This is a genomic window from Escherichia sp. WS2035 (assembly GCF_046487065.1).
GTDB classification, from domain to species: domain Bacteria; phylum Pseudomonadota; class Gammaproteobacteria; order Enterobacterales; family Enterobacteriaceae; genus Escherichia; species Escherichia coli.
The window spans coordinates 1-25505 of record NZ_JBJQKD010000007.1; the positions used below are offsets into that span (position 1 = coordinate 1).

The following is a 25505-nucleotide window of genomic DNA, read 5'->3' on the forward strand; positions in this document are numbered from 1 at the left end:
TGGCAAGCCTGATGGATTTTGCTGTGCCGGTGGTGGCGTGTCTGCTGGTCTGGCTGTTGGTTAATCGTGGGTGAAAAAAGGTGAGCTGTATATGCAACGGAGGAAGAAACCCCGTTGCTGGAAGCCAGGAAAAAGTATCGGGTGTTGCTGTCCTCGGATGTTGTGCTAATTGGGTGATAACAGATCCTGTGTATGGGAGTTTCCCTTTTTGCGTGCGTTGATGCTGGTAACGGCAAACGTCATGATGAACAAAACCGCGAATAAGACGACAATCGTCGGAGCTGGTGCGCTGTCGATAAAAAAGGACAACCAGACACCAGTCATTGACACTATTACCGATATGCCAGTCGCCAGTAGGAGCGCAATATGAAAGCGTTGTGTCAGGAGTACCGCAATGGCGCCAGGCGCAATGAGCAGAGAAATGGAGAGAATGATACCTACCGCTTTCAGCGTCGCCACAATGGTCAGAGAGACCATGCACAGCAGCCCATAATGCAGCCATCTCGTATGCAAACCGCTTACCTGCGCCTGTTGATAATCAAAGCTGAACAGCAAAAAATCCCGCCATTTTACGCTAATAACAAGTGTAACCAGCCCGGCAATAATCATCGTCTGGATTATATCGCCGATGGTTATCCCGAGCATGTCGCCGAAAAGAATATGGTCAAGATGTACGTCTGGTTTGACTGCAATATACAAGATCAGACCTGCGGCAAACATGCCAGAAAAAACAATCCCCATCACTGTATCTTGCTTGATTCGGCTGTTGTCTTTCAGGTATCCCGTCGCCACCGCACAGAATACTCCGGCGACGAATGCCCCTGTAGCCAAAGGTAACCCCAGAATCCAGGCAAGCACGATGCCAGGAAAAACCGCATGACTCATCGCGTCACCCATCAGTGCCCAACCTTTCAGGACCAGAAAGACCGACAGCAGCGCACAGGGTATGGAAACTACCAGTGAAATCAGCAGTGCGTGACTCATAAAGGTGAACTGCAGTGGCTCCAGTAATAATGCCATCATGAGCGATCCTCCAGCGCCTTATGCGCACGCCGACGATTTGCCAAAAGCCCATGGGTGGGCGCAAAGACAAATGCTAAAAGAAACAGCAGTGTCTGCGCCACCACGATGATTCCACCTGTCGCGCCGTCCAGAAAGTAACTGACCCACGCGCCGAGGAAACTGGTTACACTGCCAATAGTTACAGCAATCATGAGCAGGCGGGGAAAACGATCGGTTAACAACCATGCTGTTGCACCGGGAGTCACCACCAGACAGATCACCAGAAAGGCACCAACCGTTTGCAGCGCCGCAACGGTCGAAACCGACAGCAGGGTGAAGAAGAGGAGTTTTAATCTGCCCGGATGCAATCCAATAGCACGGGCGTGATTCTCGTCGAAAAAGGTCACCATAAGATCTTTCCATTTGAAAAAAAGCACGATGATCGAGAGAATGCCAATGATAGTGAGTTGCAGGATATCCGCCGGATCGATTGCCAGAATATTGCCCAGGACGATGGTCTGAATGTTCACAGATGTCGGGTTCAATGACACCATAAACAGCCCCAGGCCAAAAAAGGACGAGAAGATCAGACCGATGATGGCATCTTCTTTTAAGCGGGTGCGTTGGTTAAGAAACAGCATGCTGCCCGCAGCCAGTCCGCCGGAAAAGAAGGCTCCCAGAGAAAACGGAAGCCCCAGCATATATGCCCCCGCAACACCCGGGACAATAGAGTGCGACAACGCATCGCCAATCAGCGACCAGCCTTTTAGCATCAGATAGCATGACAGGAAAGCGCAGAGACCGCCGACCATCGCCGAGACCCACATCGCATTGAGCATATATTCATAGCTGAAGGGTTCCAGTAGCACGTTCATCTTTCTTCCCTCTGCACCGCTGACGGTCGATGAGCCACAAAAGGGCGTTCATCGTCAGTAATAATGCTTTCTTCCGAGCCGTTAAGTGTGACATGGCGCAGTACGCCGCTAAAAGCCAGCTCTAGGTTCTCGGCTGTAAAAGTGGTGTCTGTCGGCCCGCTTGCCAGGACGGTGCCTTTGACCATGACCGTATAATCGCAAAATGTCGTGACGGATCCGAGATTGTGTGTTGAGACAAGCATCGTTTTGCCTTCCGCGCGTAACTCCCTCAACAGGCTGATGATTTTGGCTTCGGTTTTCACATCAACGCCAGTAAAAGGTTCATCCAGCAGGATCACATCACCCTGCTGTGCAATCGCTCTCGCCAGAAAGACGCGTTTCTTTTGTCCACCGGAAAGCTCGCCGATTTGTCGATGGCGAAAATTCACCATATCGACACGTTCCAGCGCATCGGTGACAATTTGACGATCCCTCTTTTTGGCGATACGCAACATACCCATATGCCCATAGCGGCCCATCATCACCACATCTTCCACCAGTACAGGAAATGACCAGTCAACATCTTCTGACTGAGGGACGTAGGCAACCAGGTTTTTCTGTAACGCCTGTCGCGTGGGAATACCCAGAACAGATATCTTTCCGCTGGTCAGACGCACAAATCCCATAATCGCTTTAAACAACGTCGATTTTCCGGAACCGTTTACCCCAACCAGAGCGGCAATAGATCCACTTGGTACTGTGAAGGATGCATCGCGCAGTGCTGTGTGCCCGTTACGCCAGGTGACAGTAACATCATTAACGACAATGCCTGCAGATTGCATCATTATTTCTCCCTTTTCCCAGCTTTAATTCCCTGTACCAGCGTACTGGTAGTAACCTTAAGAAGGTCGATATACGTCGGTACCGGGCCGTTTTCTGTGCTCAGGGAATCGACATAGAGCACACCGCCGTAGTGTGCGCCGGTTTCACGCGCAACCTGACGCGCTGGTTTATCGGAAATCGTACTCTCGCTAAAGACTGCCGGGATATGATTTTTCTTAACTATATCAACAACCTTACGTACCTGCTGCGGTGTTCCTTGTTGATCGGCATTAATCGGCCACAGATAAAGCTCTTTTAGCCCCAAATCGCGTGCGAGATAAGAAAAAGCCCCTTCACTGGTGACCATCCATCGCTGATTCTCAGGGAGTTCCGTAATCTGCTTACGCAGGGGGGCAAGGGTTTGGGTAATCTTGGCTTTATAAGTATCGGCATTGCGTTGGTAGGTTTGTGCATTTGCCGGATCGTATTTTATCAACGCATCACGAATATTATCGACGTAAATCAGAGCATTATCTGGCGACATCCATGCATGGGGGTTAGGTTTGCCCTCATAGGGTCCTTCGGTGATCCCTACAGGCGTCACACCCGAAGAGACAATTACTTCTGGAACCCCATTGAGATGCTGGTAAAAGCGTTGGAACCACAATTCCAGATTCATACCATTGGCGAGAATCAGTTGTGCCCCCTGCGCACGTTTAATATCGCCAGGGGTAGGCTGATACTCATGAATTTCTGCACCAGGCTTGGTTATGGATGAGACTTCTGCAGCATCTCCCGCCACGTTTTTGGCCATATCCGCGATGATGGTAAATGTTGTAATGACCTTGAATTTTTCAGTTGCACTTGCCTGAAATGCGATCGAGCAGGTGAGTGCGAGCCCCCCCAAGAGCATGGTTACTTTTTTTATCGAGTGCATAATTTAGTACCTATAGTGAGCAAAATTAGAACAAATATAGCAACGGCTATGTTTTATAGCACAGCCTATACAAAATGAAAATGATTATCATTAGCAGCTTTGAGGCCCAAAACAGGGATTAGGTTGTTTCCTGCTGGCGACGCGTTATTGAGGAAAAAAGTAAGGCAGCTAGTAGGCTTTGAAATAACGTTTTGCGGTTGGCTGATGCAATTTCGAGAGTGCATGTATTGAATGATTTCTAGCCGTTACTGATTTTCGTATTTTTTGTATGGGAGGATTTGCACCTCCCCCCACCGAGCCTCCATGACTTTACTCCACTGTCTCTAGGGCTGCTGTGTGCCAGGAGCGGAAGCAGGGGGGCCAGAGACTCCTTAAAAGTTGATAGCTCGTTTTGCAGGGAGACTTACACGGTAAGCGTTATTCCGAAGAGCTTAAAATTGAAGCAGTCAAACGGGTTGTTGAGCGTGTTTATGCGCTGCCATCTGATTAATCGACGGAAGCAGTTCCGTTTGGTCTATGATGCAGTTGTCCGGCAGGCGCTCTGTGACGCAAAAGAACGATAGGAGTAGCATTGAAGTGAACGAGGTTATGCTTGTCTTATATTATCCTCTATTTTAAAAACATCAGCTGGTTGTGTAAGAGTTTTTATTGTTTTATCTTGTTGACTTTGCTTTTATGAAAACAGAGTGATTGATACAATGAAAACCTTAAGTGGGAAAGAGTTTAGGAAATTATTTAATCGTTATGAGACAGGATTCTATCTAAGTGAGTTTGAATACTTAAAGGACTTTGATCCTTTGTTTCCTGAATGCGTAGGGAAAGAATTAAAGTTGGGTTATAAACGAAAAGTTGATGTATGGTGCGAAGAGGATGCTGCGCTATATGCAGAATTTATAGCTACAAAAGAAAGGCTGAAAAGAGGCCGGTTAATCCTAAAAATAAACCAAGTGTGGTCGCGTGTATATCCTGCTTATATTTATGCAATTGAAGAAAGAATAAATGTCAGGGCAAAGGGGAGAGAGTCATTTAAGTATGAAACTGTGCAAGAAAAACAATGTAAACTTTCCATAATGTTAGATGGTCTGAAAGACCTTGAATGTGAAATAGCTATGATTTCAAGTGAGTTTGAAATTGAAAAACACTCTATGCACTATTTTTATATGATTTTTGATATTGAACGCTATATAAATGACTGCAGTTACTTTGTTTTTTCTGCTGCTAAAGTTGTTAAAGGCGTGATTCAATGCATTGGTTACATTGACAAAAATAACAAAGCAAGTTGCGATGAATTTTATTCAGGCAGCTATGAATGCTTGGATGATGATCAGGAAACACTGAACTATTTAAATGAATCATGCGCAGAGGGTATAGACGCTGATAAAGATCTCATCAGGAAGAATGAGTTATTAGCCTTATCCCTGAAGGAATTGTATCAACTTCTCGTTTCAAAAAAATAACAAGTAATACGGCGAGCGATATGACGTGCCATGGGATATCCGCACCCAGCAGCATGTTGTCTCCACGATGTCCGCAGTTCGCTCATAATAGACATTCACTACAGTTATAGTAGAAGGTATGCATGCTGCTGAGTGGGGAAAGTGTGAAAGAAAAGAAGACAGCTGCTTTGTTTGTCGTCACGTTTATCTTCATTGGCTATGCAAGTCGTAATACAAGGCGGGACAAAACTGAGACACATAAGGCCTCGCAATGGCTTGCAAGGCCACACATGTATTGAGATGTTAATAAAATGTAGACTTGTAATTTTGATATAAATGGTAGAGAAAATCTTTCCCCAAAATAAAAACGAACGTCAATGAAATCAAACGGTTGAATAAAGTTGATTTTGGCTAATACAAAGACAAGAAAATAATATTTATGATTAAATATCAGCGAGTTGAATACATAATTTTTATATACTGCTGCGCCACATGGGTTGGACTGAAGCCGCAGACCTGATTGTTAAAGGTATGGAAGGCGCAATCAATGCGAAGACCGTAACCTATGACTTCGAACGTCTGATGGAAGGCGCTAAACTGCTGAAATGTTCAGAGTTTGGTGACGCGATCATCAAGAATATGTAATTTCTGCATGTGTTAAAAACGGTAACGGGCGTATAACACGCCCGTTGTTGTTATAAATATGTTAACCATTATAAAATAACGTATCAAAAGTCAAGTGAACACATTTCAAATATCAATTTGATCGTATTGGTCTGGTGATTATTTATGGGAAGCAATAAAAAGACAGTATTAATCATCCATAGGGATGGTCTCTGCACTTTTATTTCCATTATGCTAATGCCTTACTGAATTATGAAGCATTTCTTAAGCTCCCAACTTTAGCTAGATTAATGGTTTATTATTTTCTACATCTTCAATATATAAAAGCGTATTATCAATGGCGTAGTAACTGCGTTTGTTATGATTAACATCAGTAACCCACCGGAAAACGCCTGCGCCTGCCAGTGTTGAACAGTATTCCCGAAATGTAGATTTTCCGCGAATATGAAGCAATGCGGCCTCTTTTATTTTAGCTGGGTTCTTGGTCGTACTAACTTTTAACAGGTTCCTGGTTCCTCTTAATAACAAAACCGTGTCATCGTGAGTAATAATTCTGATGTTATCCGTAGCCAGATAATAAATGTAATGTGCAATACGGTGATGTTTTAATTCTGAATAAAACCAGGAGAAGTTTTGCTCTTTTCTCACTTGCTCAAACATCTTTTGAAAAACAACGACCTGATCCATCAGGATAATAACCTCTTGTTAGGTGTGAGACTGCGTAGTGTGCACGATCGGTTTTACCACTTCAATCTGGTCTGTCCTTTGGCTGTGATATGTACAAAGTGTCAAAGGGGGATTACCTGAATTCTCCCGGTGAGCATTTTGCAACGGACCAGCTCCGCTACAAACGCTGTTGTGGGTTCAGATTATAACATTCTGTCTAAGGGGCGGGATAAAGGTGAATTTAGGGGGCATGAAAGATGACTTTATAACCTTGCTCACCCCAGTGTTGTAAAAGTTCGTTTTGCCTTCTCGTTGGTGCCATGCCTGTCCAGACAATCAATGTTTGCGTTGGGAACAGTTCCGGGCGCGGCGATTCAATGGGATCAGCAAGAACAGAAATGTGCCATCCTGACAATGATAAACGCCATGCTTCCAGCCACAATCGTGCTCTCTCTTCAACATTCCACGCCATCAGAATGGCCTCTTTACCGGGCTTACGGCGCATTTCGAAAAGTGAGGCCGCTGCGTATTCAATTAATGCGCCGTCAAACATACTGCTCATAATGCGGGAGGTGTTGTGATCAAGCACGAGACGCTGGCGAACAGGAAGGTAAACATGATTAATCAATTGATCTACTGGGTACTCTCGACCCAGTGAAATAATTCGCGCGCGTAGTTTGGCTGGATTAGCCATACGAAGAATTGACATCATCTCTTCTTGCAGGCGGCTCCAGTCATCTTGCGTATCCTGGCGGGTAGTTTCCAGTAATGCTTTAACTTTGCCTACAGGAACGCCATTACTTATCCAACGCTTGATCTCTTCGATGCGTTGTATGTCTTCTTCATCAAAGAGTCGGTGTCCGCCTTCACTGCGTTGTGGTTTTAACAAACCGTAGCGGCGTTGCCAGGCCCGGAGAGTGACAGGATTAATCCCGCAACGTTCAGCAACATCACCAATGCTGTAATAAGCCACAATTCCTCCTTGCGGTCATAAATCTCCGTCGCCTCTACACGACCCAATAATACTTTGTACAATATACGCTAAAATTGTACAAAGTATAAATAAGATTTCAGCTAAATTGGATGAAATATTATTTTTAATGTGGATTAAATTAAAACATAACGTATTCATTTTCACGATGATTTCCAGAAATCATGCGAAATAATGTGCTGAAAATTATTTTTTCTCCGGCCACGCAACTGAAGGGATACCATTCAATTTAGCTTTGGAAAACAGATCTCCCTGAAACATCTCAATTCCTGCAGATTCAAGCCACATCCACTCTTCTGGTGTTGCCACGCCCATAGCAGAGACTTGAATTTCAAGTGATGTACAGCATTTCATGATCGCCTGAATAATTGCCTGCCGTGGTCCGCTTTTATGAACGTTGGTAATCAATTCCTGACTGATTTTAATTCTGTCAGGCTGGAAGCGTGACAGGAGTAACAAACCAGCAAAACCTGCGCCAAAATGATCAATTGCTACACTGATACCGGCAGCCTTTAGCGATTTAACCGCTTCGGCAAACTCATCAAACCGAGATATGACTTCACTTTCAGTAAATTCAACGATGATTTGTTCAGGCACCAGAGCATTGGCCTTTATTTCATCAAGTAAAAAAGAGACTGCGTCAGGCTCGTTAACCAGGGTCATAGGTAATAGATTGATTGAAATCATTTTATCACCGAGCTTAAGTGCGTGTGCCATCGCGAATGCAAGCGCCTTACTTTTGAGATCCGCTGTGTAGATTTCCCCTTCTTTACGCTGCCCAACCGCTATAGCTGACGGGCTGTCTTCATTTTTTTGCACAATGGCTTCAAAAGCGATTATCCGCCGCGATAAAGGGTCGACAATAGGATGAAAGGCAAAGTGGTCGTTTATATTTGATGAAAGGGTACAAGAATCAAGTTCTTTATCAGATCCGTCAGCGATAAAAAGCCAGGAGTCTTCAGCAGGAATCTCGAAATAGGTTGATTGTTCAGTTGCAAGGACAAAAGTACGAAAAAATTGTAGCGCTCTGTCATCATAAGTTAGCTGAAATTTTGATGTGCCTTTGTCGAATACGGCCTGTAAAACGTCATCTCGCTCGTGCAGGCGTAAATCAAATAATTCCATTCCTGCTTTGCCAAAACGGCGAGCAGGCGCGTAATCGCACAACAGTTCAACAATATTATAGTGCCGTGGATCCTGGCATATGGCCCGATATATCATTTGAACCTGTTCTTCCGGACCTTCCAGAAGCTGGAAAAAATGAGAACCATTAAACAGTAAGATCCCTGTTACGTCAGACCGCATGTTCCTGCGATTTGCTATCGAAACCATTTCTTCGATTTTTTTGACAGGTTCGGCGTCACGTATATGGCTACGATAAATAAGGGTGGTAAGCATTAACAATCCAGGGTAATGGGCGAGGCGAGAGTAAGACGGTAACAGACATATCTTCTTGTGTCTTTCTTTTAATACCAAAACATAACCGTTTCTTTACATTGATAAAAAGTGGAAAAGGTTGAAGACGGTTTGGTGAAAAAACCTGTATAGGTTGTCATTTAAATGATGCAATATGTTTTATCGTAATGCATTGTTTTATATGAATTAGCACTAATTGCGAAAAATTAATTTATCATTCTGTACACATATTTCGTACAAGTTTGCTATTGTTACCTCACTTAACATTGATTAACATTTTTAACAGAGGCGTAGCATGCATCAAAATTCAGTGACTTCAGATTCTGCAGGAGCAATCACTCGTTACTTTGCAAAAGCTAACTTGCCTACTCAGCAGGAAACTCTCGGGGAAATTGTGACTGAGATTTTGAAAGATGGACGTAATCTGAGTCGAAAGTCGCTTTGTGCCAAACTTCTTTGCCGACTGGAACAAGCGACAGGGGAAGAGGAACAGAAACATTATAATGCACTAATTGGGTTGCTTTTTGAATAATGCAACAGCCTGATTATTTAACAGGTTAGCTATGAAGTCGTTATGAAGACATCTGATAATGAAAGTATTAAATATGAAATTACTGGCCAGGCGGTGCTCCAGATACTGCGCATGAAGATAAATTTTTCGTTGCAGACTCTTATTAAGCAATTACTCGTAATGAAATCGGCTGAGGAAAATACTTTCCGACGAGATTTAATTGACAGCATAATTCGTGATTTTAGCAACAGTGATACAGGAGGGCCAAACCGAAGAACAGCGATCGCTGACAATAAAAATATGTTCACTGGTAAGAAAATAAACAGAATACATTAAAATTTCATAAGTAAGATGAGAGGTTACCATGCTTGAAGATACTACTATTCATAATGCAATATCTGATAAAGCGTTATCAAGTTACTTTCGTAGTTCAGGTAATTTGTTAGAAGAAGAGTCAGCTGTGTTAGGGCAGGCTGTGACCAATTTAATGCTTTCAGGTGATAATGTTAATAATAAAAATATTATCTTAAGTCTGATACACTCCCTGGAAACAACAAGTGATATTCTCAAAGCTGATGTGATTAGAAAAACACTGGAAATCGTGTTGCGATACACAGCTGATGATATGTAACTTTTAATTATAAAGTATAAGTTTATAGAAAACTCATTCATCTTATTTTTGTCTGTCGCTTTAGACTATACATAGCATAATTTTATTGGGTCACTATTCCTGCGAGGCTGACATGAATAATTCAATCCCAGAGAGATTTATTTTTCAATGTGCTTTGTTTAAAAACCTCGAGAAGGAGGTGTTCATGACACATGGATATGTTGATAGTCATATTATTGCTCATGCTTTACGGTTGCGTTTAAAAGATGAGACCAGTGTTATTCTTTCTGATCTCTATCTGCAAATCTTGCAGTACATTGAAATGCATAAGACTACACTAACGGATATCATTATTAATGACAGGGAATCCGTGCTCTCTTAAAACTTGAGTAAGGTTTTTGAATAAACATCAGCTGTATCACTATGCTGATGCAAAGTGAGCATTTCAGGCGTTATGCTTTCTTAATATATCCGCAATATCAGAGGGCAAACAGGAATGGAGAGCGCTCGTTTTCCATTCTTGACGCCTGATATCCCGCCTAATTTGTTTAATTCTGCCTACATTGTTCTAAATAATTAATAGGTTAGATGAAGTTGGAGAAAATTTTATCTTCGGCGTGGATATTTGTGATGCTCTCTACCATGCTATCTGTAGACCCCAGCGCGAGCGAATGAACGTCTCTTTAGCTTCTACAGACTTATCGATAAAGGCTTTGGGATTTTGATATTTATTCTGTTAATCGCCTGCGCCGCTGCCTTCCTTCTTGATAGGTATTTCAATAAAAGCGCAACGCCTGAAGAGATCCTGCGACGGGCTATAAATAATGGGGAGATCGTCCCTTTTTACCAACCTGTGGTAAATGGTCGGGAAGGGACATTGCGGGGAGTTGAGGTGTTAGCCCGCTGGAAACAACCTCACGGTGGATATATATCACCTGCGGCATTTATTCCACTTGCTGAAAAATGCGGATTAATCGTTCCGCTTACGCAAAGCCTGATGAATCAGGTTGCCACCCAGATGAACGCTATCGCGAGTAAACTGCCGGAAGGTTTTCATATTGGGATTAATTTTAGCGCCTCGCATATTGTTTCGCCGACGTTTGTCGACGAGTGCTTAAATTACCGTGACAGTTTTACCCGCCGCGATTTAAACCTTGTTCTGGAAGTCACCGAGCGTGAACCATTAAATGTTGATGAAAGTCTGGTTCAGCGGTTGAACATTCTGCATGAAAATGGTTTTGTCATCGCGCTGGATGATTTCGGTACTGGTTACTCAGGGCTTTCTTATCTGCATGACCTGCATATTGATTATATAAAAATTGATCACAGTTTCGTTGGCCGCGTCAACGCAGACCCAGAATCAACCCGAATTCTGGATTGTGTATTGGATCTGGCGCGTAAACTTTCGATCAGTATCGTCGCTGAAGGTGTCGAAACGAAAGAACAACTTGACTATCTGAACCAAAATAATATTACATTTCAGCAGGGTTATTATTTCTATAAACCTGTTACATACATCGACCTGGTCAAAATTATCCTTTCTAAACCGAAGGTGAAGGTTGTGGTTGAGTGAAAATTGATCAGTAAGGCCATGGTACGGTGTAATTATAGACAGCTAATTAGCTCGTTGCCTCTTGTTACTATTGTTCATTCTTTTGTTTGCTATAATTGTTTGAAAGTTTTGACTGGATTGCCATTAGTAGCATGAACAATAGTAATAATCTGGATTATTTCACTCTCTATATCATCTTTTCCATTGCATTTATGTTGATCACTCTCCTGGTCATCCTTATTGCAAAACCCAGCACCGGGCTGGGAGAAGTGCTTGTGACGATAAATTTGCTTAATGCCCTTGTTTGGCTGGCGATCAATCTGGTTAATCGATTAAGGGAAAGACTCGTCAGCCACAGGGATCAGCACTAATCTTTCAGTTTCTCACTGTCAGTATGCGGCTGAATGGGTTGCTGGCAGTGAACCCCTGGATCATTGAAGGAAAGGAATTATTGTGCAAATAGTTGTCAACCCTGGTGTTATCACAGTTGTTTTATATATCAGTGAAATAATTTCTATGGCAACTGTTGATAATTTTGATGTCGAAGAGTTATTTGTTAAACAAAATAGTTACCCCAAAGTGATCAATGTCATGAAAATAAGCTAAAAATGATAATGCTGACTTATTTATCATTTAAATATTGTCGCTGTTTATCTATTTAAATTTATTGTGCTTTTGTTTTTATCTTTGCCCTCCGTTTTGGTGATCTGAACTCATAGGTTATTTTATCAGGAATATTTGTTAATCCAATGAATGGATGGTTAATCTATGAAACTGAAAAAACTCCCCGGGTTCAGTTTAGGACTTATTGCTCTGGCGGTGGGTAACACAATTGTTGGATAATTATAGTGTAATTTCCTATATAACCGATGAAGAATCACCGATTGAAATCAAAAATAATACTTCTACAAGTAATGGAGAGTATCTAATCACTTAAGACGAAAGCCATGCTGTGAAAGTGGATGACGGTGTAACTGGATATATAAATAATGCCAGTGTGATGACTAGTGGTGATGGATCTTATGGTATTTCTGTTGATAGCCAAAACAAAGTATTATATATAAGCGATAGCAATATTAAGACCTCTGGAAGCGTATCTGACAAAGAAAATGGAGGGATAACAGCCAGCGCAGTAGTCAGTGAATTTGGTGGCACCATCGTTATGAATGGTGATAATTCAGTCGAGACGAGGGGGCATATTCAGCGGGATTTTTAAGTCAGGTTAATGATTCTGGGACTGTGGAAAATAACACCAGTCTTGAAACCACAGATAAAACGAACATTGTTACCTATGGGGAAAATGCAGTAGGAGTTCTTGCATGTTCAAGTCCTGGAGAGTCTCGAACATGTGTCGATGCTGTAGATGATGAAGTTTGTGATTCTAACAGTTACGAAGTTATTAGCCGTGCTGATTTAAAAATGAATGGTGGTTCCATAACAACTAATGGTATTAATAGCTATGGTACTTATGCTAATGGGAATAAAGCATATATTAATTTAGATTATGTGGTACTTGAAACTGTGGCTGATGGAAGTTATGCAGTTGCTATTCGACAAGGTAACATTGATATAAAAAAGTTCTATTACAACAAATGGCACTAAAGCCCCCATTGCAAAAATATACAATGGTAGAGAGTGATTTTTTTCCAATGTCACTTCAGAATCAACAGAAACGCCTACCCCCGTCCTGCGACCCGACGCTGGCAGTTACGTCGCCAACCTGGCAGCCGCTAACACTCTTTTTGTTACGCGTCTGAACGATCGTGCGGGTGAAACGCGCTATATCGATCCTGTAACTGAACAGGAGCGTTCAAGCCAACTTTGGCTATGTCAAATTGGCGGGCATAATGCCTGGCGTGACAGCAACGGACAGTTGAGAACGACCTCGGCACAGGCCATCTGGATGGGCGTCGATCATAATGCGCACACGGAAGCCAATGGCTCACGTATTGAGAATGACGCAAATTACAACATCCAGAGCCGACTTGGTTTCCGCACCTTTATTCGTACTCAGGAGAAAAACAGCGGTCCGCACGGTGACGACTTTGAACCTTTTGTTGAAATGAACGGGATCCATAACAGTAAAGATTTTGCTGTCTCAATGAACGGTGTGAAAGTCGAACAAGACGGGGCTCGTAATCTGGGGGAAATGAAACATGGCGTAAATGGCAATCTGAATCCGGCGGCCAGCGTCTGGGGTAATGTGGGCGTGCAGCTGGGTGATAATGGCTACAATGACACCGCAATGATGGTGGGCCTGAAATATAAGTTCTGATCCCGCCCGTTAGCTAAAAAACCGCGTCGAATTCATCGACGCGGTAACATATGAAATATTATTTTTTGCCGATAGCACGCATGGTGTCATCAATTGCCGTGATCAACAGCATTTGCGGATCTTTAGCGCAAACCTGATTCAGTTTTTCTACCACTTTGGCGCTCAGTTCCGGAGATTGCTCAATTTTTAAATCACGGCTGGCAACGCTGGCATTACCCATTACCGCAACAATTTCTGCAACCTGTGCGCTGTCAGTTTTTGCCATTTCGTTGGCTTCTGCGCAAGTAATATAGGTTTCTGATGGCAAACCGTTCTTAATATTGTAGTCCTGCGCCCAGGTCATTGGTGCGAAAACAAACAGACCCGCCAGTAAAGCAAATTTTTTCATCATCATTCCTTATTTCATTTTACCCAGAATTGCACCACCCGTACCGCCAATCACGGCACCTTTAATCGCCCCTTCGAGGCCATTGCCGGTCAGAACGCCAGTGACAGCACCAACGGCGGCACCCACTTTTGCACCTTTACGCGCATTTTTACCGTCACGGCCTTTTTCTGTTACTGCACCAACACCAGCGCCAACAGCTGCACCTTTCAGTACGCCATTAACACCATTGCCAGTAAGTAAACCAACGCCTGCACCTAGCAATGCACCTTTCGTGGTGCGATTCATATCCGCCATTGCTGGCGTGGAGCAGAACAATGCTGAGATAAGCCCGAAGGCGAGTATTTTTTTCTTCAACTTAGTTGTCCGGTATTAAGTAAGTTGCACACACAATAATTTCGTCTTCAATTAAGATCTGCTTAACTAAAGAACGCTCGCTATTATTCAGATAATTCAAAATGAGCGTGACTGTGATGATAGGAATTATGTTTTTTACGGGAATGAGAATAATCTCAAATGAGAAATAACTCATTGATTGACAATATTTTTATTCAAGAAGTGTCATTGGCTGTTAATACAATGTTGTAAAGGTAAGATAATCTGATTTATCAATATTATTGTGTGATTGTTATGTGAGCAGAAGATATTCATTAGCAACGATTACATTAGTCATTTTATTTTGTGGACGGCCTCATTGTCGAAAAATAAGCGTACGACAGTATTATCAGAAAAGAGTGTTTTTTATCCAACAACACTTCAGCGCACTGCGTTTAAAAAATGCCTCTTTCTTATACGGGATATCATCATTTCATCATGATGTCTTTGATGAGCGGTGAACACAATACATTTGCGCTGTCTCTTCAGGATGAATCCCCTGGTCTGGTGCCTGCGGGCTGATGTTGCAGCAGAGCTAAGGTCACTTAGACGCTACTATCATTTATCCAATGCATGGAATCGAAATCAGTCGATACCCGCAGTATATATCGTGAACTGGGCGCAACGCTGAGCTACAACATGCGTCTGGGGAACGGTATGGAAATTGAACCCTGGCTGAAGGCGGCTGTGCGCAAAGAATTTGTCGATGATAACCGGGTGAAGGTGAATAGTGACGGTAATTTTGTCAATGATTTGTCGGGCAGACGTGGAATATACCAGGCAGGTATTAAAGCCTCATTCAGCAGTATGTTAAGCGGGCATCTCGGGGTGGGTATAACCGTGGTGCCGGTGTGGAGTCCCCGTGGAATGCGGTGGCCGGTGTGAACTGGCCGTTCTGACCATCAACGATTAACTGCGTTTCGGCGCTGTTTTCGTTTACAGGGTGCTAAAAGGGAAAATTCTGGGGCAAAAAAAGCCCGCCAGTTACGGCGGGAAACCTCATCCTATTGGAGAACAATGAATAATGAAATTGCGGGTTATCATCTCCCTGGATACCCATGCTAACAATAAGGTTATTTACTCAACCAGGCGTAAACATTTTGTTCTGTGCGTGGGAACAGCCTTAAGGTGTAAAGGGGGGGGAAATAGCAATGAGTAGTATCAGCAAGAATACTCGCCGCTTTACCACAACGTGGATGAGAGGGATGAAAAACTCAAGGCAGAGATGACTCTGCCTTGAAGATAAATGCGCTTTTACAGGGGGCTTATTTCAGCTCTTCTGCTTCCGGTAAGGTCACGTTCAGCTCAAGAATAGAAATATCGCCATCTTTTTGCTCAAGCTGTACGGTTACCATCTCAGGATCAATTTGTACGTATTTACAAATGACCTCAAGAATATCTTTACGCAACTGCGGCAGATAATGCGGTTCTGCATCGCTGCGACGGCGTTCAGCAACAATAATCTGCAACCGTTCTTTTGCAATGTTGGCTGTGTTTTTCTTCCGCGAGAGAAAGAAATCGAGTAATGCCATAACTTATCCTCCGAACAAGCGTTTGAGGAAGCCTTTCTTCTCTTCTTCAATGAAGCGGAAAGGACGTTCTTCTCCCAACAGACGTTCTACGGTATCTGCGTAGGCTTTACCCGCATCGGCGTTAATGTCGAGAATGACCGGTTCACCCTGGTTAGAGGCGCGCAATACTGATTGATCCTCTGGGATCACGCCGACGAGTTTGATGCGCAGGATCTCCAGCACATCTTCCATGCTCAGCATGTCACCTCTGCTTACGCGGCCTGGGTTATAGCGCGTTAACAGCAGGTGCTCTTTAATCGGCTCTTCGCCATTTTCTGCGCGGCGTGATTTCGACGCCAGAATGCCTAAAATACGGTCAGAGTCGCGTACTGAGGAGACTTCCGGGTTGGTGGTAATAATGGCTTCGTCTGCAAAATAGAGTGCCATTAACGCACCGGTTTCAATCCCTGCCGGGGAGTCACAAACGATAAATTCAAAATCCATCGCTTTCAGATCATCAAGAACTTTGGCGACCCCTTCACGGGTGAGGGCATCTTTATCGCGAGTTTGCGATGCCGGAAGAATATAGAGATTTTCAGTACGTTTATCTTTAATTAACGCCTGGTTTAGCGTTGCATCGCCCTGAATGACGTTGACGAAATCGTAAACGACCCGGCGTTCACAACCCATAATCAGGTCGAGATTACGCAGGCCGATATCAAAATCTATCACGACAGTTTTCTTTCCCTTCTGGGCCAAACCAGTGGCGATGGCCGCGCTGGAGGTTGTCTTACCAACCCCCCCTTTGCCCGAAGTAACAACAATAATGCGTGCCATAGAAATTCCTTGTTAAAAAGGGATCAATTTAACGGTTGAACGGTCAAAGCGTTTTCGACTAACTGCAGTCGTGCCGCTTTGCCATAAAATTCTGCTGGGATTTGATCACTCAGCCAGTATTCACCTGCGATGGACACCAGTTCCGCCATCAGGTTCGTACAAAATATTTGCGTTTCCCGGTCACCACTTGCCCCTGCCAGCGCACGACCGCGCATCATGCCATAGACATGAATGTTACCATCGGCAATCAATTCGGCCCCTGCGCTAACGTGGCTTGTAACAATCAGATCACATTGTGGAGCATAAATACGCTGACCGGAACGCACTGGGGTATCAATTAAACGCGTTTTTGTGACCGGCGTTGTATTTTGCGCTGGAGCCTGCGGTGCGGGGGCTGGACGCGGCGATTTTTCCTTTCCTTCCGTCAGGATAGGCAGCCCCATCTTTTCAATTTCGGCTTTAAGTTGCGCATCTTTGCAGCCACTTACGCCAATAACCCGCAAACCAGTTGCCGAAACCGCCTTATGCATCGCCGACCAGTTTACCGGGTCTTCCAGTGCACTGACGTTGAGTACAACGGGGGCATGTTTTAAAAATGCGGGGGCCTGAGCGATTTTGTCTTCCAGCGCCTGATGGATAACCTTAGGTTCTGCCTCATGCAGATGAACCACAGATAAAGTGAAGCTACTGCCTTTAAGCTCGATTGGCGTGTTTGACATCCTGGCCTTACTCAATTAGCTATTAATCATCGCCAGCGCGCGATGATGTTCCGAAGACTATAAGGCATGTTATAGTCTGGATTATATTGAGGCAAGTCACCCTCCCATTTATTCAGAGTAAAAGTCTATTCTGTGATAAATGGCGTTGATTCATAGCTTAAAAAATACCCTTGTCAATCAACCCATTGCCGTCGTACTTTTGATTGTTCTTATTTACGCTTCCTTTTTCCGCACCCTAATCGTGACAGCATCTTCAGACCTGTTTAAATATCCAGTATTGAGGCGAGTGTATTTTTTCACCACGCCAGGCTTTCTTAACTTTCCATTTTTTGCAGCATCATTAAAGAACAGATACCCGTTATCTTAATATCCGCCGCAGAATTGCTCTATCATAGAAACCGCAGAAGACGTCTGATACTTCTGTCAGGTCATCGTAACTCGTCCAGGTCAGCGGTTTTGATTACGGATTGATGATGAAATGAGCATAAGTGTTGTACGGTTGGATTATCAGGATGTGCTATGAATATGATGCGTATTTTTTATATCGGATTGTCAGGTGTGGGGATGATGTTCTCATCAATGGCGTCTGGAAATGACGCTGGCGGGCTTCAATCTCCTGCGTGTGGCGTTGTTTGCGACCCGTATATTTGTGTGAGTTCAGATGGCATTTCCCCAGAGTTAACAAGGAAATATCTCGGCGAAAAAGCCGCTGAAAACTTACAATCATTACAAGGCTACGATCCCAGCGAATTTACATTCTCTAACGGTGTATTTTGCGATGTTAAAGAAAAATTATGTCGTGATGATCGTTATTTTGGTGTGGATGGTAAGCGGAGTGGAAAAATCAATCAAACCACCACAAAGATGTTATTTATGTGTCGTGAGTGATGTCTTGTTTACATTATGTTCTATTCGTCATTAACCTCTTAAGCGACAGAGAGGAGTGTGGCGTTAACGTTTATGACGGGGAGAGTCCCCGTCGGTTGACATTTACTTAATTTGAATATCGACGTTATATTTTTTAGTTTTGTTTTTACGGGCGTCGTTTCGGGTTTGCAGCACTCGCAGCTCATATTTGCCAGAAGCAGGGAGTGAGTATTGTCCGTGACTATCGAGTTCTGGGGAATATCTGGATAAATCAACAGAATCATCGATTCCTGGCCCGAAGAGGTAAGTATCAGCGCCTTCATTAGAGATACTCACATGCACTTTCTGACCTTTTTTGGCATAGAAGGTATATGTATCGTAATCGTATCCCTTTATTTCGCCGGAGTACTGAGCGCTGCTATGGCCTTTTCTGAACTCAACATTGACATTCTTACCCGCAGCAAAGCTCGTGGAAGTTAGCAGTGCAAGCAACAATACAGCCTTACTGATGCCCTTAATTTTCATTGGTAGTCTCCTGTTCAGAATGAGTACGATGAACTGTTATAATATAACAATCCTTCACGGGAGAATTCCAGTGGCTTTCCTGTGTTCGGTTAAATCCTGGCGCGGCATTTTTGCCGGGGGATTACTTATAAAGGGGGCATGGACTGAACAAACCGTAGAAATCTACAGCTGGCTGGCTTGTGGCGCGGGTTTCATTGATGTTAGCTTATGCCAAAACCTGGCATCTTAAAGAGTAAAAGTATGTTTTGTGTGATTTATCGAAGCAGCAAACGTGACCAGACCTATTTATATGTCGAAAAAAAAGACGATTTTTCGCGTGTTCCTGAGGAACTGATGAAAGGTTTTGGTCAGCCTCAGTTAGCGATGATTCTTCCGCTGGATGGGCGGAAGAAACTGGTCAATGCCGATATTGAAAAGGTTAAACAGGCATTAACCGAGCAAGGTTACTATTTGCAGTTACCGCCACCACCCGAAGATTTGCTGAAGCAACATCTTTCCGTCATGGGGCAGAAAACAGACGACACTAACAAATAACCGATATCCGGCGGTGGCATTATCTTTGTCGGCGCGGGTTTTCATATCCACGATAAGGTGAGGGGAACGTTATGTATCAACATCACAACTGGCAAGGTGCGCTGCTGGATTATCCGGTGAGTAAAGTAGTCTGTGTTGGCAGTAACTATGCCAAACATATTAAAGAGATGGGCAGCGCAGTACCCGAAGAGCCAGTGCTGTTTATTAAACCAGAAACGGCACTGTGCGATCTGCGGCAGCCATTGGCGATCCCATCCGATTTCGGTTCAGTTCATCATGAAGTCGAACTGGCGGTGTTGATTGGCGCGACGCTGCGTCAGGCTACGGAAGAGCATGTCCGCAAAGCCATTGCCGGTTACGGCGTGGCGCTCGATCTGACATTGCGTGATGTTCAGGGAAAAATGAAGAAAGCCGGGCAGCCGTGGGAAAAGGCCAAAGCGTTTGATAACTCTTGTCCGCTTTCCGGGTTTATTCCCGCGGCGGAATTTACCGGCGACCCGCAAAATACAACGCTGGGCCTGAGCGTAAACGGCGAGCAACGCCAGCAAGGTACGACTGCGGACATGATCCATAAAATCGTTCCGCTGATCGCTTATATGAGCAAGTTTTTTACCCTCAAGGTCGGTGACGTTGTGCTGACAGGCACGCCTGATGGTGTCGGCCCGTTGCAAAGCGGTGATGAGCTGACAGTCACTTTCGATGGGCATTCTTTGACAACTCGCGTTTTGTAATACTTTTTGCCGCCTGAAAGCGGCGGCAAAACTTGCATCGCTGTGCCAGACTGGTTATAAGGTGCGTTTTAACGTAATGGCGGAACACCTGATGAGCGATGTACCTTTCTGGCAAAGTAAAACCCTGGACGAAATGAGCGATGCAGAATGGGAGTCGTTGTGTGATGGTTGCGGTCAGTGTTGCCTGCATAAACTGATGGATGAAGACACCGACGAAATCTACTTCACTAACGTCGCCTGTCGCCAGCTCAATATTAAAACCTGTCAATGTCGGAACTACGAACGTCGTTTCGAGTTTGAACCCGACTGCATTAAATTAACCCGTGAAAATCTGCCAACATTCGAATGGCTGCCAATGACCTGCGCTTATCGTTTGCTGGCGGAAGGTAAAGGTTTACCTGCGTGGCATCCGCTACTTACTGGTTCGAAAGCGGCAATGCATGGTGAACGTATCTCTGTGCGTCATATCGCAGTGAAAGAATCAGAAGTGATTGACTGGCAGGATCATATCTTAAATAAACCTGACTGGGCGCAGTGATAAATTTAATAGATGTTGATGGGGGCTTTCTTAATATACGTCTGGATGCTCGCCATTTCGTAGCCCTGTTTTTGAAAGCGCTCTGTCATAATGAGAGTTACCCGATACTTTATTATCAACAGGTAACTCTCAATCTTTAAAAAACGTCTGTATTTTTAAATGTGATAAATTTTATACCTTGAGTACATAGAGAGAATAATCGCTTATCAGACTTCAGGTATCTCAAAGAGTGTCTTCTTACCGTGTCTTTTCTGATACTCATTACAGGTGTTAATCATTTTTTGGGCCGCTTCTTTTAGTAAAGAAAGCATTAAATCATCATAATCAACGTAGAATCTGGCTGTTTCAGTTTCCGTTTTTATCTCCCCGATGGCGGCTATTTCGGTGGTTAATTTCAATTTGGCGGCATCGATATCTTTATTCGCTTGTTTAACCGTGTTAGACAGGGTGGTAAAGAAACTCTGCACAGATTTTAACTTGTTCTTCAATTCTGGAATCAGTTTCCCTTCAACTACGCCCGCAGCAATAGAACACAGTTTCTTGATGCCGTCATCCAGTACCTTAATGAGAATGCCTTTCTGGGCGAATGCTTCGATTCTATTTTAAACCAGGTGATATTTTTCCTTTCTGCTGGATGGACGCTGTCGCCAGAAGGCCGCGTGAGCACAGGATAAGAGAACGAAAAATCAGCAGTCTATGCAGCGACAAATATTGATAGCCTGAATCAGTATTGATCTGCTGACAAGAACAGACTACTGTATATAAAAACAGTATAACTTCAGGCAGATTATTATGTTGTTTATCAAGCCTGCGGATCTCCGCGAAATTGTGACTTTTCCGCTATTTAGCGATCTTGTTCAGTGTGGCTTTCCTTCACCGGCCGCAGATTACGTTGAACAGCGCATCGATCTGAATCAACTGTTGATCCAGCATCCCAGCGCGACTTATTTCGTCAAAGCAAGTGGTGATTCTATGATTGATGGTGGGATTAGTGACGGTGATTTACTGATTGTCGATAGCGCTATTACCGCCAGCCATGGTGATATTATCATCGCTGCTGTTGACGGCGAGTTTACGGTGAAAAAATTGCAACTACGCCCGACGGTACAGCTTATTCCTATGAACAGTGCGTACTCGCCCATTACCATCAGTAGCGAAGATACGCTGGATGTCTTTGGTGTGGTGATCCACGTCGTTAAGGCGATGCGCTGATGTTTGCCCTCTGTGATGTAAACGCGTTTTATGCCAGCTGTGAGACGGTGTTTCGCCCTGATTTATGGGGTAAACCGGTGGTTGTGCTATCGAATAATGACGGTTGCGTTATCGCCCGAAACGCTGAGGCAAAGGCGCTGGGCGTTAAAATGGGCGATCCCTGGTTCAAACAAAAAGATCTGTTTCGTCGCTGTGGCGTGGTTTGCTTTAGCAGCAATTATGAGCTTTACGCAGACATGAGTAATCGGGTGATGTCGACGCTGGAAGAACTATCGCCCCGCGTCGAGATTTACAGTATTGATGAGGCATTCTGCGATCTGACAGGTGTGCATAATTGTCGCGATCTGACTGATTTTGGCAGAGAAATTCGCGCAACGGTGCTACAACGTACCCATCTTACTGTTGGTGTGGGGATCGCCCAGACCAAAACGCTGGCTAAGCTTGCCAATCATGCGGCAAAAAAATGGCAGCGGCAGACGGGTGGGGTGGTGGATTTATCAAATCTGGAACGCCAGCGTAAATTAATGTCTGCTCTCCCCGTGGATGAAGTCTGGGGGATTGGACGGCGGATCAGCAAAAAACTGGACGCGATGGGGATCAAAACCGTTCTAGATTTGGCAGATTCAGATATCCGGTTTATCCGTAAACATTTTAATGTCGTGCTCGAAAGAACGGTGCGTGAACTGCGCGGTGAACCCTGTTTGCAACTGGAAGAGTTTGCACCGACGAAGCAGGAAATTATCTGTTCCCGCTCGTTTGGTGAACGCATCACGGATTATCCGTCGATGCGGCAGGCCATTTGTAGTTACGCTGCCCGGGCGGCGGAAAAACTTCGCAGCGAGCATCAATATTGTCGGTTTATCTCCACGTTTATTAAGACGTCACCATTTGCGTTCAATGAACCTTATTACGGCAATAGCGCATCGGTAAAACTGCTGACGCCCACTCAGGACAGCAGGGATATCATTAACGCCGCTACGCGATCTCTGGATGCCATCTGGCAAGCGGGCCATCGCTACCAAAAAGCGGGCGTGATGCTGGGGGATTTCTTCAGTCAGGGAGTCGCGCAGCTCAATTTATTCGATGACAACGCACCACGCCCCGGGAGTGAGCAATTGATGGCGGTAATGGATACGCTGAATGCTAAAGAGGGCAGAGGAACACTCTATTTTGCCGGGCAGGGGATCCAGCAACAATGGCAGATGAAGCGTGCCATGCTTTCACCATGTTATACAACGCGAAGTTCTGATTTACTGCGGGTCAAATAAACATAGCGGCAGGAAAAAGCGCTCCCGCAGGAGCGCCGAATGGATTAGCGACCGAACAGGTCACGTTTTTTCGCTTTAAACGGCTGGGAAATCACCACCAGCACCGCGACAATCAGGTAAGCGATAAAAATACCGAGCAGCCACTGCGGCATTTCCAGACCTAAAAATTCCCACTGACGCTCGGCGCAATCGCCAGAGGCGACAAACACTTGCGGCACCCATTTATCCAGCGGCAGCCATTCCGGGAAACGAGCCATAAAATCACAGGTCGCAAACGGCGAAGGATAGAGCTGAAGCATGGTGTGCTCGTAAGTTAACTGCACACCGCGGAACGCACTATACAACCAGATAACCATCGCTACATAACGCAGCGGAGTTTTCGGGGCGATCGCGCCAATCAGCGCAGCACCCAGAACGCCGAATAACGCGCAGCGTTCATAAATACAGAGCACGCAAGGTTTCAGTAACATCACATGCTGGAACCACAGCGCCGTCAGTTCCAGTGCCAGAGCAGTAAACGCCATCAACAGCCATGCGCCCCGGCCTTGTGAACATTGGTTCAAAAATCGCAACATAATCATTTCCCTGCAATATGCATAGAGTGCGCAGTTTAAACCAATTCATTCGCTGCGCCACCAGGAGGCAGCAAAAATAGGACGCAATTGGACAATTATCGGGCGAAAAGGCAAACCGGGCATTTATATGCCCGGTAAGTTGTTATCAAAGCGTTGCTATCCAGCCCATTTGCATAAACCATTCGGTTACAGGAGCAAGCGTAAACTCGACGCAGAGTAACCCGGCAACCGTCAGTACGAGGGTGTAAGGCAGGGCCATCCACACCATGCGGCCATAAGAGAGACGAATCAATGGCGCGAGTGCAGAGGTCAGCAGGAACAGGAACGCAGCCTGACCGTTCGGCGTAGCGACGGAGGGCAGATTGGTACCGGTATTAATGGCGACCGCCAGCAGCTCATATTGCTTCAACGTGATAGCGCCACTTTCCATTGCCGCTTTCGCTTCGTTGATATAAATCGTCCCCACGAAGACGTTATCCGAAATGGATGACAGCAGACCGTTGAAAATATAGAACAACGACAGCTGAGCATGTTCAGATGCCTGCAACACAAACTGAATAATCGGCGAAAACAGTTGTTGGTCGATAATCACCGCGACTACTGAGAAAAACACCGTCAACAGTGCGGTGAATGGCAGAGATTCGGTGAAGGCTTTACCGATAGCATGTTCATCGGTAACACCGGTCAATGATGTCGCCAGAATAATGACTGACAAACCAATCAAACCAACTTCCGCCAGATGCAGTGCCAGCGCAGTCACCAGCCAGACGCCGATAATCGCCTGGACAATCAGACGGATTTTATCCTGACGGGTACGCTGGTTGCGGCTTTGATCGTCAAACTGTTGCAGTACTTCGCGGACTTTCTCCGGCAGCGTTTCACCGTAGCCAAACCAACGCAGCTTCTCTACCAGCAGGCAGGTTAACAGGCCACAAATCAGAACCGGGACGGTCACCGGCGACATGCGCAGGAAGAAATCGCCAAAATGCCAGCCAGCCGCTTTAGCGATGATCAGGTTCTGTGGTTCGCCCACCATGGTCATCACGCCGCCTAATGCGGTGCCGACACCGGCATGCATCATCAGACTACGCAGAAAGCCACGGAACTGTTCCAGAACCACTTTGTAATGCTTGTCGATATGACTATCGTCTTGCAGGTCGGTATCTTCAGTACGGGAAGAGGCTACGCGGTGATAAATACCATAAAAACCGACTGCAACGCTGATCACCACCGCCACGACGGTTAAGGCATCGAGGAACGCGGAGAGGAGCGCCGCCGCCACGCAAAAAGAGAGCGACAGCAGCATTTTGGAGCGAATGCTTAACAGCAAACGGGTAAATATGAACAACAACAGCTGTTTCATAAAATAGATACCCGCCACCATAAACATCAGTAACAGCAAGACTTCAAGATTTGCCGCCACTTCTTCACGAACATGTTCCGCGCTGGTCATGCCGATGAATACCGCTTCGATAGCCAACAGACCACCGGGGAGCAGCGGGTAGCATTTCAGGGCCATCGCCAGAGTGAAAATAAATTCCGCTACCAGCAACCAGCCAGCGACGAAAGGGCTGATGAGGAAAATTAACGGATTTACGATTAAGAAAATGATGAGGGCGAGTTTGTACCAGTCGGGGGACTGGCCCAAAAAATTGCGCCATAGTGCGCGGCCCCAGGAGATCTCCATGATGGTTTCCCTTACCTTAGAAATAATCAATGATGTTTTTATGTT

At 44.9% G+C, this 25505-nt stretch carries 34 protein-coding genes and 6 pseudogenes; 22 read left to right on the forward strand and 18 right to left on the reverse strand.

Going from position 1 to position 25505, the window contains the following annotated elements; translation table 11 throughout:
* Window positions 1-165: 165 nt before the first annotated feature.
* The 4 genes from sitD to sitA are packed head-to-tail and all read right to left on the reverse strand — an operon-like array spanning window position 166 to window position 3615.
* Entirely contained in the window at window positions 166-1023 is an 858-nt protein-coding gene (gene sitD / locus ACJHX4_RS12935) for an iron/manganese ABC transporter permease subunit SitD (protein WP_000968127.1), read from the reverse strand.
* Complete coding sequence (gene sitC, locus ACJHX4_RS12940; protein ID WP_001101732.1) at window positions 1020-1877, reverse strand: iron/manganese ABC transporter permease subunit SitC; 858 nt, start codon at window positions 1875-1877, stop codon at window positions 1020-1022. Before sitC ends, sitD begins: the two co-directional genes overlap by 4 nt.
* Window positions 1874-2701 carry an iron/manganese ABC transporter ATP-binding protein SitB gene (gene sitB / locus ACJHX4_RS12945; protein WP_000983716.1) on the reverse strand — a complete coding sequence of 276 codons (828 nt, stop codon included), beginning with the start codon at window positions 2699-2701 and terminating at the stop codon, window positions 1874-1876. The genes sitC and sitB overlap by 4 nt, the downstream gene beginning before the upstream one ends.
* On the reverse strand, window positions 2701-3615 hold the full coding sequence (gene sitA, locus ACJHX4_RS12950; RefSeq protein WP_000555630.1) for an iron/manganese ABC transporter substrate-binding protein SitA: 915 nt from the start codon (window positions 3613-3615) through the stop codon (window positions 2701-2703). The genes sitB and sitA overlap by 1 nt, the downstream gene beginning before the upstream one ends.
* A gap of 686 nt (window positions 3616-4301) precedes the next feature.
* On the opposite strand from sitA, the gene ACJHX4_RS12955 reads away from it, so the two are divergent.
* Both ACJHX4_RS12955 and ACJHX4_RS12960 read left to right on the forward strand, forming a co-directional pair.
* Window positions 4302-5072, forward strand: a complete 771-nt coding sequence (locus ACJHX4_RS12955; protein ID WP_000567449.1) for a hypothetical protein — start codon at window positions 4302-4304, stop codon at window positions 5070-5072.
* A 456-nt stretch (window positions 5073-5528) separates the two neighbouring features.
* Window positions 5529-5696 (forward strand): annotated as a pseudogene (locus tag ACJHX4_RS12960) (isocitrate/isopropylmalate family dehydrogenase); the annotation flags it as partial.
* Between the two features lie 83 nt (window positions 5697-5779).
* Here ACJHX4_RS12960 and ACJHX4_RS12965 read toward each other — a convergent pair.
* The 4 genes from ACJHX4_RS12965 to bluF all read right to left on the reverse strand — a co-directional run bounded on the left by ACJHX4_RS12965 (window position 5780) and on the right by bluF (window position 8730).
* Complete coding sequence (locus tag ACJHX4_RS12965; RefSeq protein ID WP_023146274.1) at window positions 5780-5905, reverse strand: hypothetical protein; 126 nt, start codon at window positions 5903-5905, stop codon at window positions 5780-5782.
* A gap of 52 nt (window positions 5906-5957) precedes the next feature.
* Window positions 5958-6362 (reverse strand): DUF1398 domain-containing protein, encoded by a 405-nt coding sequence (locus ACJHX4_RS12970; RefSeq protein ID WP_000373104.1) that lies wholly within the window; start codon window positions 6360-6362, stop codon window positions 5958-5960.
* Window positions 6363-6582: 220 nt separating this feature from the next.
* Window positions 6583-7314 carry a DNA-binding transcriptional repressor BluR gene (gene bluR, locus ACJHX4_RS12975; RefSeq protein WP_000332288.1) on the reverse strand — a complete coding sequence of 244 codons (732 nt, stop codon included), beginning with the start codon at window positions 7312-7314 and terminating at the stop codon, window positions 6583-6585.
* Between the two features lie 204 nt (window positions 7315-7518).
* Window positions 7519-8730 carry a blue light-responsive regulator BluF gene (gene bluF, locus ACJHX4_RS12980; RefSeq protein WP_001311624.1) on the reverse strand — a complete coding sequence of 404 codons (1212 nt, stop codon included), beginning with the start codon at window positions 8728-8730 and terminating at the stop codon, window positions 7519-7521.
* A 313-nt stretch (window positions 8731-9043) separates the two neighbouring features.
* Here bluF and ycgZ point away from each other — a divergent pair, with 313 nt between their 5' ends.
* The 10 genes and pseudogenes from ycgZ to ACJHX4_RS13030 form a co-directional block, all read left to right on the forward strand.
* Window positions 9044-9280 carry a regulatory protein YcgZ gene (gene ycgZ, locus ACJHX4_RS12985; RefSeq protein ID WP_000554153.1) on the forward strand — a complete coding sequence of 79 codons (237 nt, stop codon included), beginning with the start codon at window positions 9044-9046 and terminating at the stop codon, window positions 9278-9280.
* 42 nt (window positions 9281-9322) lie between these two features.
* On the forward strand, window positions 9323-9595 hold the full coding sequence (locus ACJHX4_RS12990; protein ID WP_000858012.1) for a hypothetical protein: 273 nt from the start codon (window positions 9323-9325) through the stop codon (window positions 9593-9595).
* 28 nt (window positions 9596-9623) lie between these two features.
* On the forward strand, window positions 9624-9890 hold the full coding sequence (ariR, locus tag ACJHX4_RS12995) for a biofilm/acid-resistance regulator AriR (RefSeq protein WP_000888771.1): 267 nt from the start codon (window positions 9624-9626) through the stop codon (window positions 9888-9890).
* Window positions 9891-10002: 112 nt separating this feature from the next.
* A complete protein-coding gene (gene ymgC / locus ACJHX4_RS13000; RefSeq protein WP_001531618.1) occupies window positions 10003-10251 on the forward strand; it encodes a protein YmgC in 249 nt (82 codons plus the stop codon).
* Window positions 10252-10548: 297 nt separating this feature from the next.
* Window positions 10549-11442: pseudogene (locus ACJHX4_RS13005) on the forward strand (cyclic diguanylate phosphodiesterase); the annotation flags it as partial.
* A 131-nt stretch (window positions 11443-11573) separates the two neighbouring features.
* Complete coding sequence (gene ymgF / locus ACJHX4_RS13010; protein WP_001065862.1) at window positions 11574-11792, forward strand: cell division-associated protein YmgF; 219 nt, start codon at window positions 11574-11576, stop codon at window positions 11790-11792.
* An 82-nt stretch (window positions 11793-11874) separates the two neighbouring features.
* Window positions 11875-12027: a hypothetical protein gene (locus ACJHX4_RS13015; RefSeq protein ID WP_001167734.1), complete on the forward strand. Its 153-nt coding sequence runs from the start codon at window positions 11875-11877 to the stop codon at window positions 12025-12027.
* 346 nt (window positions 12028-12373) lie between these two features.
* A complete protein-coding gene (locus tag ACJHX4_RS13020) occupies window positions 12374-12637 on the forward strand; it encodes a hypothetical protein (RefSeq protein ID WP_001295987.1) in 264 nt (87 codons plus the stop codon).
* 23 nt (window positions 12638-12660) lie between these two features.
* Window positions 12661-13023 (forward strand): hypothetical protein, encoded by a 363-nt coding sequence (locus ACJHX4_RS13025; protein WP_001295988.1) that lies wholly within the window; start codon window positions 12661-12663, stop codon window positions 13021-13023.
* A gap of 43 nt (window positions 13024-13066) precedes the next feature.
* A pseudogene (locus ACJHX4_RS13030) lies at window positions 13067-13696 on the forward strand (autotransporter outer membrane beta-barrel domain-containing protein); the annotation flags it as partial.
* A 58-nt stretch (window positions 13697-13754) separates the two neighbouring features.
* On the opposite strand, the gene ACJHX4_RS13035 reads toward ACJHX4_RS13030, so the two are convergent.
* The 3 genes from ACJHX4_RS13035 to ACJHX4_RS13045 are packed head-to-tail and all read right to left on the reverse strand — an operon-like array spanning window position 13755 to window position 14613.
* Window positions 13755-14090 (reverse strand): YmgD family protein, encoded by a 336-nt coding sequence (locus ACJHX4_RS13035; RefSeq protein WP_000979977.1) that lies wholly within the window; start codon window positions 14088-14090, stop codon window positions 13755-13757.
* Between the two features lie 3 nt (window positions 14091-14093).
* Entirely contained in the window at window positions 14094-14438 is a 345-nt protein-coding gene (locus tag ACJHX4_RS13040; protein WP_000726974.1) for a YMGG-like glycine zipper-containing protein, read from the reverse strand.
* A 1-nt stretch (window position 14439) separates the two neighbouring features.
* Window positions 14440-14613, reverse strand: a complete 174-nt coding sequence (locus ACJHX4_RS13045) for a hypothetical protein (protein WP_000120100.1) — start codon at window positions 14611-14613, stop codon at window positions 14440-14442.
* Window positions 14614-14713: 100 nt separating this feature from the next.
* Between ACJHX4_RS13045 and ACJHX4_RS13050 the strand changes: the two are divergent.
* The 3 genes and pseudogenes from ACJHX4_RS13050 to ACJHX4_RS13060 form a co-directional block, all read left to right on the forward strand.
* Window positions 14714-14898: pseudogene (locus ACJHX4_RS13050) on the forward strand (hypothetical protein).
* Complete coding sequence (locus tag ACJHX4_RS13055) at window positions 14859-14978, forward strand: hypothetical protein (RefSeq protein WP_001131456.1); 120 nt, start codon at window positions 14859-14861, stop codon at window positions 14976-14978. Before ACJHX4_RS13050 ends, ACJHX4_RS13055 begins: the two are co-directional and overlap by 40 nt.
* 34 nt (window positions 14979-15012) lie before the next feature.
* Window positions 15013-15355: pseudogene (locus ACJHX4_RS13060) on the forward strand (autotransporter outer membrane beta-barrel domain-containing protein); the annotation flags it as partial.
* A gap of 366 nt (window positions 15356-15721) precedes the next feature.
* Here the strand turns inward: ACJHX4_RS13060 and minE are convergent.
* Genes minE through minC form a run of 3 tightly spaced genes read right to left on the reverse strand, consistent with a single transcriptional unit; the run spans window position 15722 to window position 17523 of the window.
* Complete coding sequence (minE, locus tag ACJHX4_RS13065; protein ID WP_001185665.1) at window positions 15722-15988, reverse strand: cell division topological specificity factor MinE; 267 nt, start codon at window positions 15986-15988, stop codon at window positions 15722-15724.
* Between the two features lie 3 nt (window positions 15989-15991).
* Window positions 15992-16804, reverse strand: coding sequence for a septum site-determining protein MinD (gene minD, locus ACJHX4_RS13070; RefSeq protein WP_000101055.1), 813 nt, complete (start codon window positions 16802-16804; stop codon window positions 15992-15994).
* Window positions 16805-16827: 23 nt separating this feature from the next.
* A complete protein-coding gene (minC, locus tag ACJHX4_RS13075; protein WP_001295990.1) occupies window positions 16828-17523 on the reverse strand; it encodes a septum site-determining protein MinC in 696 nt (231 codons plus the stop codon).
* 519 nt (window positions 17524-18042) lie between these two features.
* On the opposite strand from minC, the gene ACJHX4_RS13080 reads away from it, so the two are divergent.
* Window positions 18043-18411: a YcgJ family protein gene (locus ACJHX4_RS13080; protein ID WP_001056851.1), complete on the forward strand. Its 369-nt coding sequence runs from the start codon at window positions 18043-18045 to the stop codon at window positions 18409-18411.
* A gap of 102 nt (window positions 18412-18513) precedes the next feature.
* On the opposite strand, the gene pliG is transcribed toward ACJHX4_RS13080, so the two are convergent.
* A complete protein-coding gene (pliG, locus tag ACJHX4_RS13085) occupies window positions 18514-18915 on the reverse strand; it encodes a g-type lysoyme inhibitor PliG (protein ID WP_000693755.1) in 402 nt (133 codons plus the stop codon).
* Window positions 18916-18985: 70 nt separating this feature from the next.
* Between pliG and ACJHX4_RS13090 the strand changes: the two genes are divergently transcribed.
* The 4 genes from ACJHX4_RS13090 (at window position 18986) to ACJHX4_RS13105 (ending at window position 20718) form a co-directional block, all read left to right on the forward strand.
* Window positions 18986-19144 carry a hypothetical protein gene (locus tag ACJHX4_RS13090; RefSeq protein WP_001295991.1) on the forward strand — a complete coding sequence of 53 codons (159 nt, stop codon included), beginning with the start codon at window positions 18986-18988 and terminating at the stop codon, window positions 19142-19144.
* Window positions 19145-19155: 11 nt separating this feature from the next.
* Window positions 19156-19449 carry a YcgL domain-containing protein gene (locus tag ACJHX4_RS13095; RefSeq protein WP_001295992.1) on the forward strand — a complete coding sequence of 98 codons (294 nt, stop codon included), beginning with the start codon at window positions 19156-19158 and terminating at the stop codon, window positions 19447-19449.
* A gap of 71 nt (window positions 19450-19520) precedes the next feature.
* Complete coding sequence (locus tag ACJHX4_RS13100) at window positions 19521-20180, forward strand: fumarylacetoacetate hydrolase family protein (protein ID WP_000284278.1); 660 nt, start codon at window positions 19521-19523, stop codon at window positions 20178-20180.
* Between the two features lie 91 nt (window positions 20181-20271).
* Window positions 20272-20718, forward strand: coding sequence for a YcgN family cysteine cluster protein (locus tag ACJHX4_RS13105; protein ID WP_001339583.1), 447 nt, complete (start codon window positions 20272-20274; stop codon window positions 20716-20718).
* A 206-nt stretch (window positions 20719-20924) separates the two neighbouring features.
* On the opposite strand, the pseudogene hlyE reads toward ACJHX4_RS13105, so the two are convergent.
* A pseudogene (gene hlyE, locus ACJHX4_RS13110) lies at window positions 20925-21251 on the reverse strand (hemolysin HlyE); the annotation flags it as partial.
* Window positions 21252-21510: 259 nt separating this feature from the next.
* On the opposite strand from hlyE, the gene ACJHX4_RS13115 reads away from it, so the two are divergent.
* Window positions 21511-21930 (forward strand): translesion error-prone DNA polymerase V autoproteolytic subunit, encoded by a 420-nt coding sequence (locus ACJHX4_RS13115; RefSeq protein ID WP_000897376.1) that lies wholly within the window; start codon window positions 21511-21513, stop codon window positions 21928-21930.
* Window positions 21930-23198 (forward strand): DNA polymerase V catalytic protein, encoded by a 1269-nt coding sequence (gene umuC, locus ACJHX4_RS13120; RefSeq protein ID WP_000457596.1) that lies wholly within the window; start codon window positions 21930-21932, stop codon window positions 23196-23198. Before ACJHX4_RS13115 ends, umuC begins: the two co-directional genes overlap by 1 nt.
* Window positions 23199-23242: 44 nt before the next feature.
* Here the strand turns inward: umuC and dsbB are convergent, their stop codons facing one another.
* Both dsbB and nhaB read right to left on the reverse strand, forming a co-directional pair.
* Window positions 23243-23773 (reverse strand): disulfide bond formation protein DsbB, encoded by a 531-nt coding sequence (gene dsbB / locus ACJHX4_RS13125; RefSeq protein ID WP_000943452.1) that lies wholly within the window; start codon window positions 23771-23773, stop codon window positions 23243-23245.
* Window positions 23774-23918: 145 nt separating this feature from the next.
* Window positions 23919-25460 carry a Na(+)/H(+) antiporter NhaB gene (gene nhaB, locus ACJHX4_RS13130; protein WP_000406413.1) on the reverse strand — a complete coding sequence of 514 codons (1542 nt, stop codon included), beginning with the start codon at window positions 25458-25460 and terminating at the stop codon, window positions 23919-23921.
* Between the last annotated feature and the right edge of the window lie 45 nt (window positions 25461-25505).

Excerpts from the sequence above, each read along its gene's own strand:
- sitD (WP_000968127.1), bottom strand. The coding sequence starts at position 1,023 with ATGATGGCATTATTACTGGAGCCACTGCAGTTCACCTTTATGAGTCAC.
- sitC (WP_001101732.1), bottom strand. The coding sequence starts at position 1,877 with ATGAACGTGCTACTGGAACCCTTCAGCTATGAATATATGCTCAATGCG.
- sitB (WP_000983716.1), bottom strand. The coding sequence starts at position 2,701 with ATGATGCAATCTGCAGGCATTGTCGTTAATGATGTTACTGTCACCTGG.
- sitA (WP_000555630.1), bottom strand. The coding sequence starts at position 3,615 with ATGCACTCGATAAAAAAAGTAACCATGCTCTTGGGGGGGCTCGCACTC.
- ACJHX4_RS12965 (WP_023146274.1), bottom strand. The coding sequence starts at position 5,905 with ATGGAAATAAAAGTGCAGAGACCATCCCTATGGATGATTAATACTGTC.
- ACJHX4_RS12970 (WP_000373104.1), bottom strand. The coding sequence starts at position 6,362 with ATGGATCAGGTCGTTGTTTTTCAAAAGATGTTTGAGCAAGTGAGAAAA.
- bluF (WP_001311624.1), bottom strand. The coding sequence starts at position 8,730 with ATGCTTACCACCCTTATTTATCGTAGCCATATACGTGACGCCGAACCT.
- ycgZ (WP_000554153.1), top strand. The coding sequence starts at position 9,044 with ATGCATCAAAATTCAGTGACTTCAGATTCTGCAGGAGCAATCACTCGT.
- ACJHX4_RS12990 (WP_000858012.1), top strand. The coding sequence starts at position 9,323 with ATGAAGACATCTGATAATGAAAGTATTAAATATGAAATTACTGGCCAG.
- ariR (WP_000888771.1), top strand. The coding sequence starts at position 9,624 with ATGCTTGAAGATACTACTATTCATAATGCAATATCTGATAAAGCGTTA.
- ymgC (WP_001531618.1), top strand. The coding sequence starts at position 10,003 with ATGAATAATTCAATCCCAGAGAGATTTATTTTTCAATGTGCTTTGTTT.
- ymgF (WP_001065862.1), top strand. The coding sequence starts at position 11,574 with ATGAACAATAGTAATAATCTGGATTATTTCACTCTCTATATCATCTTT.
- ACJHX4_RS13035 (WP_000979977.1), bottom strand. The coding sequence starts at position 14,090 with ATGATGATGAAAAAATTTGCTTTACTGGCGGGTCTGTTTGTTTTCGCA.
- ACJHX4_RS13045 (WP_000120100.1), bottom strand. The coding sequence starts at position 14,613 with ATGAGTTATTTCTCATTTGAGATTATTCTCATTCCCGTAAAAAACATA.
- ACJHX4_RS13055 (WP_001131456.1), top strand. The coding sequence starts at position 14,859 with ATGCCTCTTTCTTATACGGGATATCATCATTTCATCATGATGTCTTTG.
- minE (WP_001185665.1), bottom strand. The coding sequence starts at position 15,988 with ATGGCATTACTCGATTTCTTTCTCTCGCGGAAGAAAAACACAGCCAAC.
- minD (WP_000101055.1), bottom strand. The coding sequence starts at position 16,804 with ATGGCACGCATTATTGTTGTTACTTCGGGCAAAGGGGGGGTTGGTAAG.
- minC (WP_001295990.1), bottom strand. The coding sequence starts at position 17,523 with ATGTCAAACACGCCAATCGAGCTTAAAGGCAGTAGCTTCACTTTATCT.
- ACJHX4_RS13080 (WP_001056851.1), top strand. The coding sequence starts at position 18,043 with ATGAATATGATGCGTATTTTTTATATCGGATTGTCAGGTGTGGGGATG.
- pliG (WP_000693755.1), bottom strand. The coding sequence starts at position 18,915 with ATGAAAATTAAGGGCATCAGTAAGGCTGTATTGTTGCTTGCACTGCTA.
- ACJHX4_RS13095 (WP_001295992.1), top strand. The coding sequence starts at position 19,156 with ATGTTTTGTGTGATTTATCGAAGCAGCAAACGTGACCAGACCTATTTA.
- ACJHX4_RS13100 (WP_000284278.1), top strand. The coding sequence starts at position 19,521 with ATGTATCAACATCACAACTGGCAAGGTGCGCTGCTGGATTATCCGGTG.
- ACJHX4_RS13105 (WP_001339583.1), top strand. The coding sequence starts at position 20,272 with ATGAGCGATGTACCTTTCTGGCAAAGTAAAACCCTGGACGAAATGAGC.
- ACJHX4_RS13115 (WP_000897376.1), top strand. The coding sequence starts at position 21,511 with ATGTTGTTTATCAAGCCTGCGGATCTCCGCGAAATTGTGACTTTTCCG.
- umuC (WP_000457596.1), top strand. The coding sequence starts at position 21,930 with ATGTTTGCCCTCTGTGATGTAAACGCGTTTTATGCCAGCTGTGAGACG.
- dsbB (WP_000943452.1), bottom strand. The coding sequence starts at position 23,773 with ATGTTGCGATTTTTGAACCAATGTTCACAAGGCCGGGGCGCATGGCTG.
- nhaB (WP_000406413.1), bottom strand. The coding sequence starts at position 25,460 with ATGGAGATCTCCTGGGGCCGCGCACTATGGCGCAATTTTTTGGGCCAG.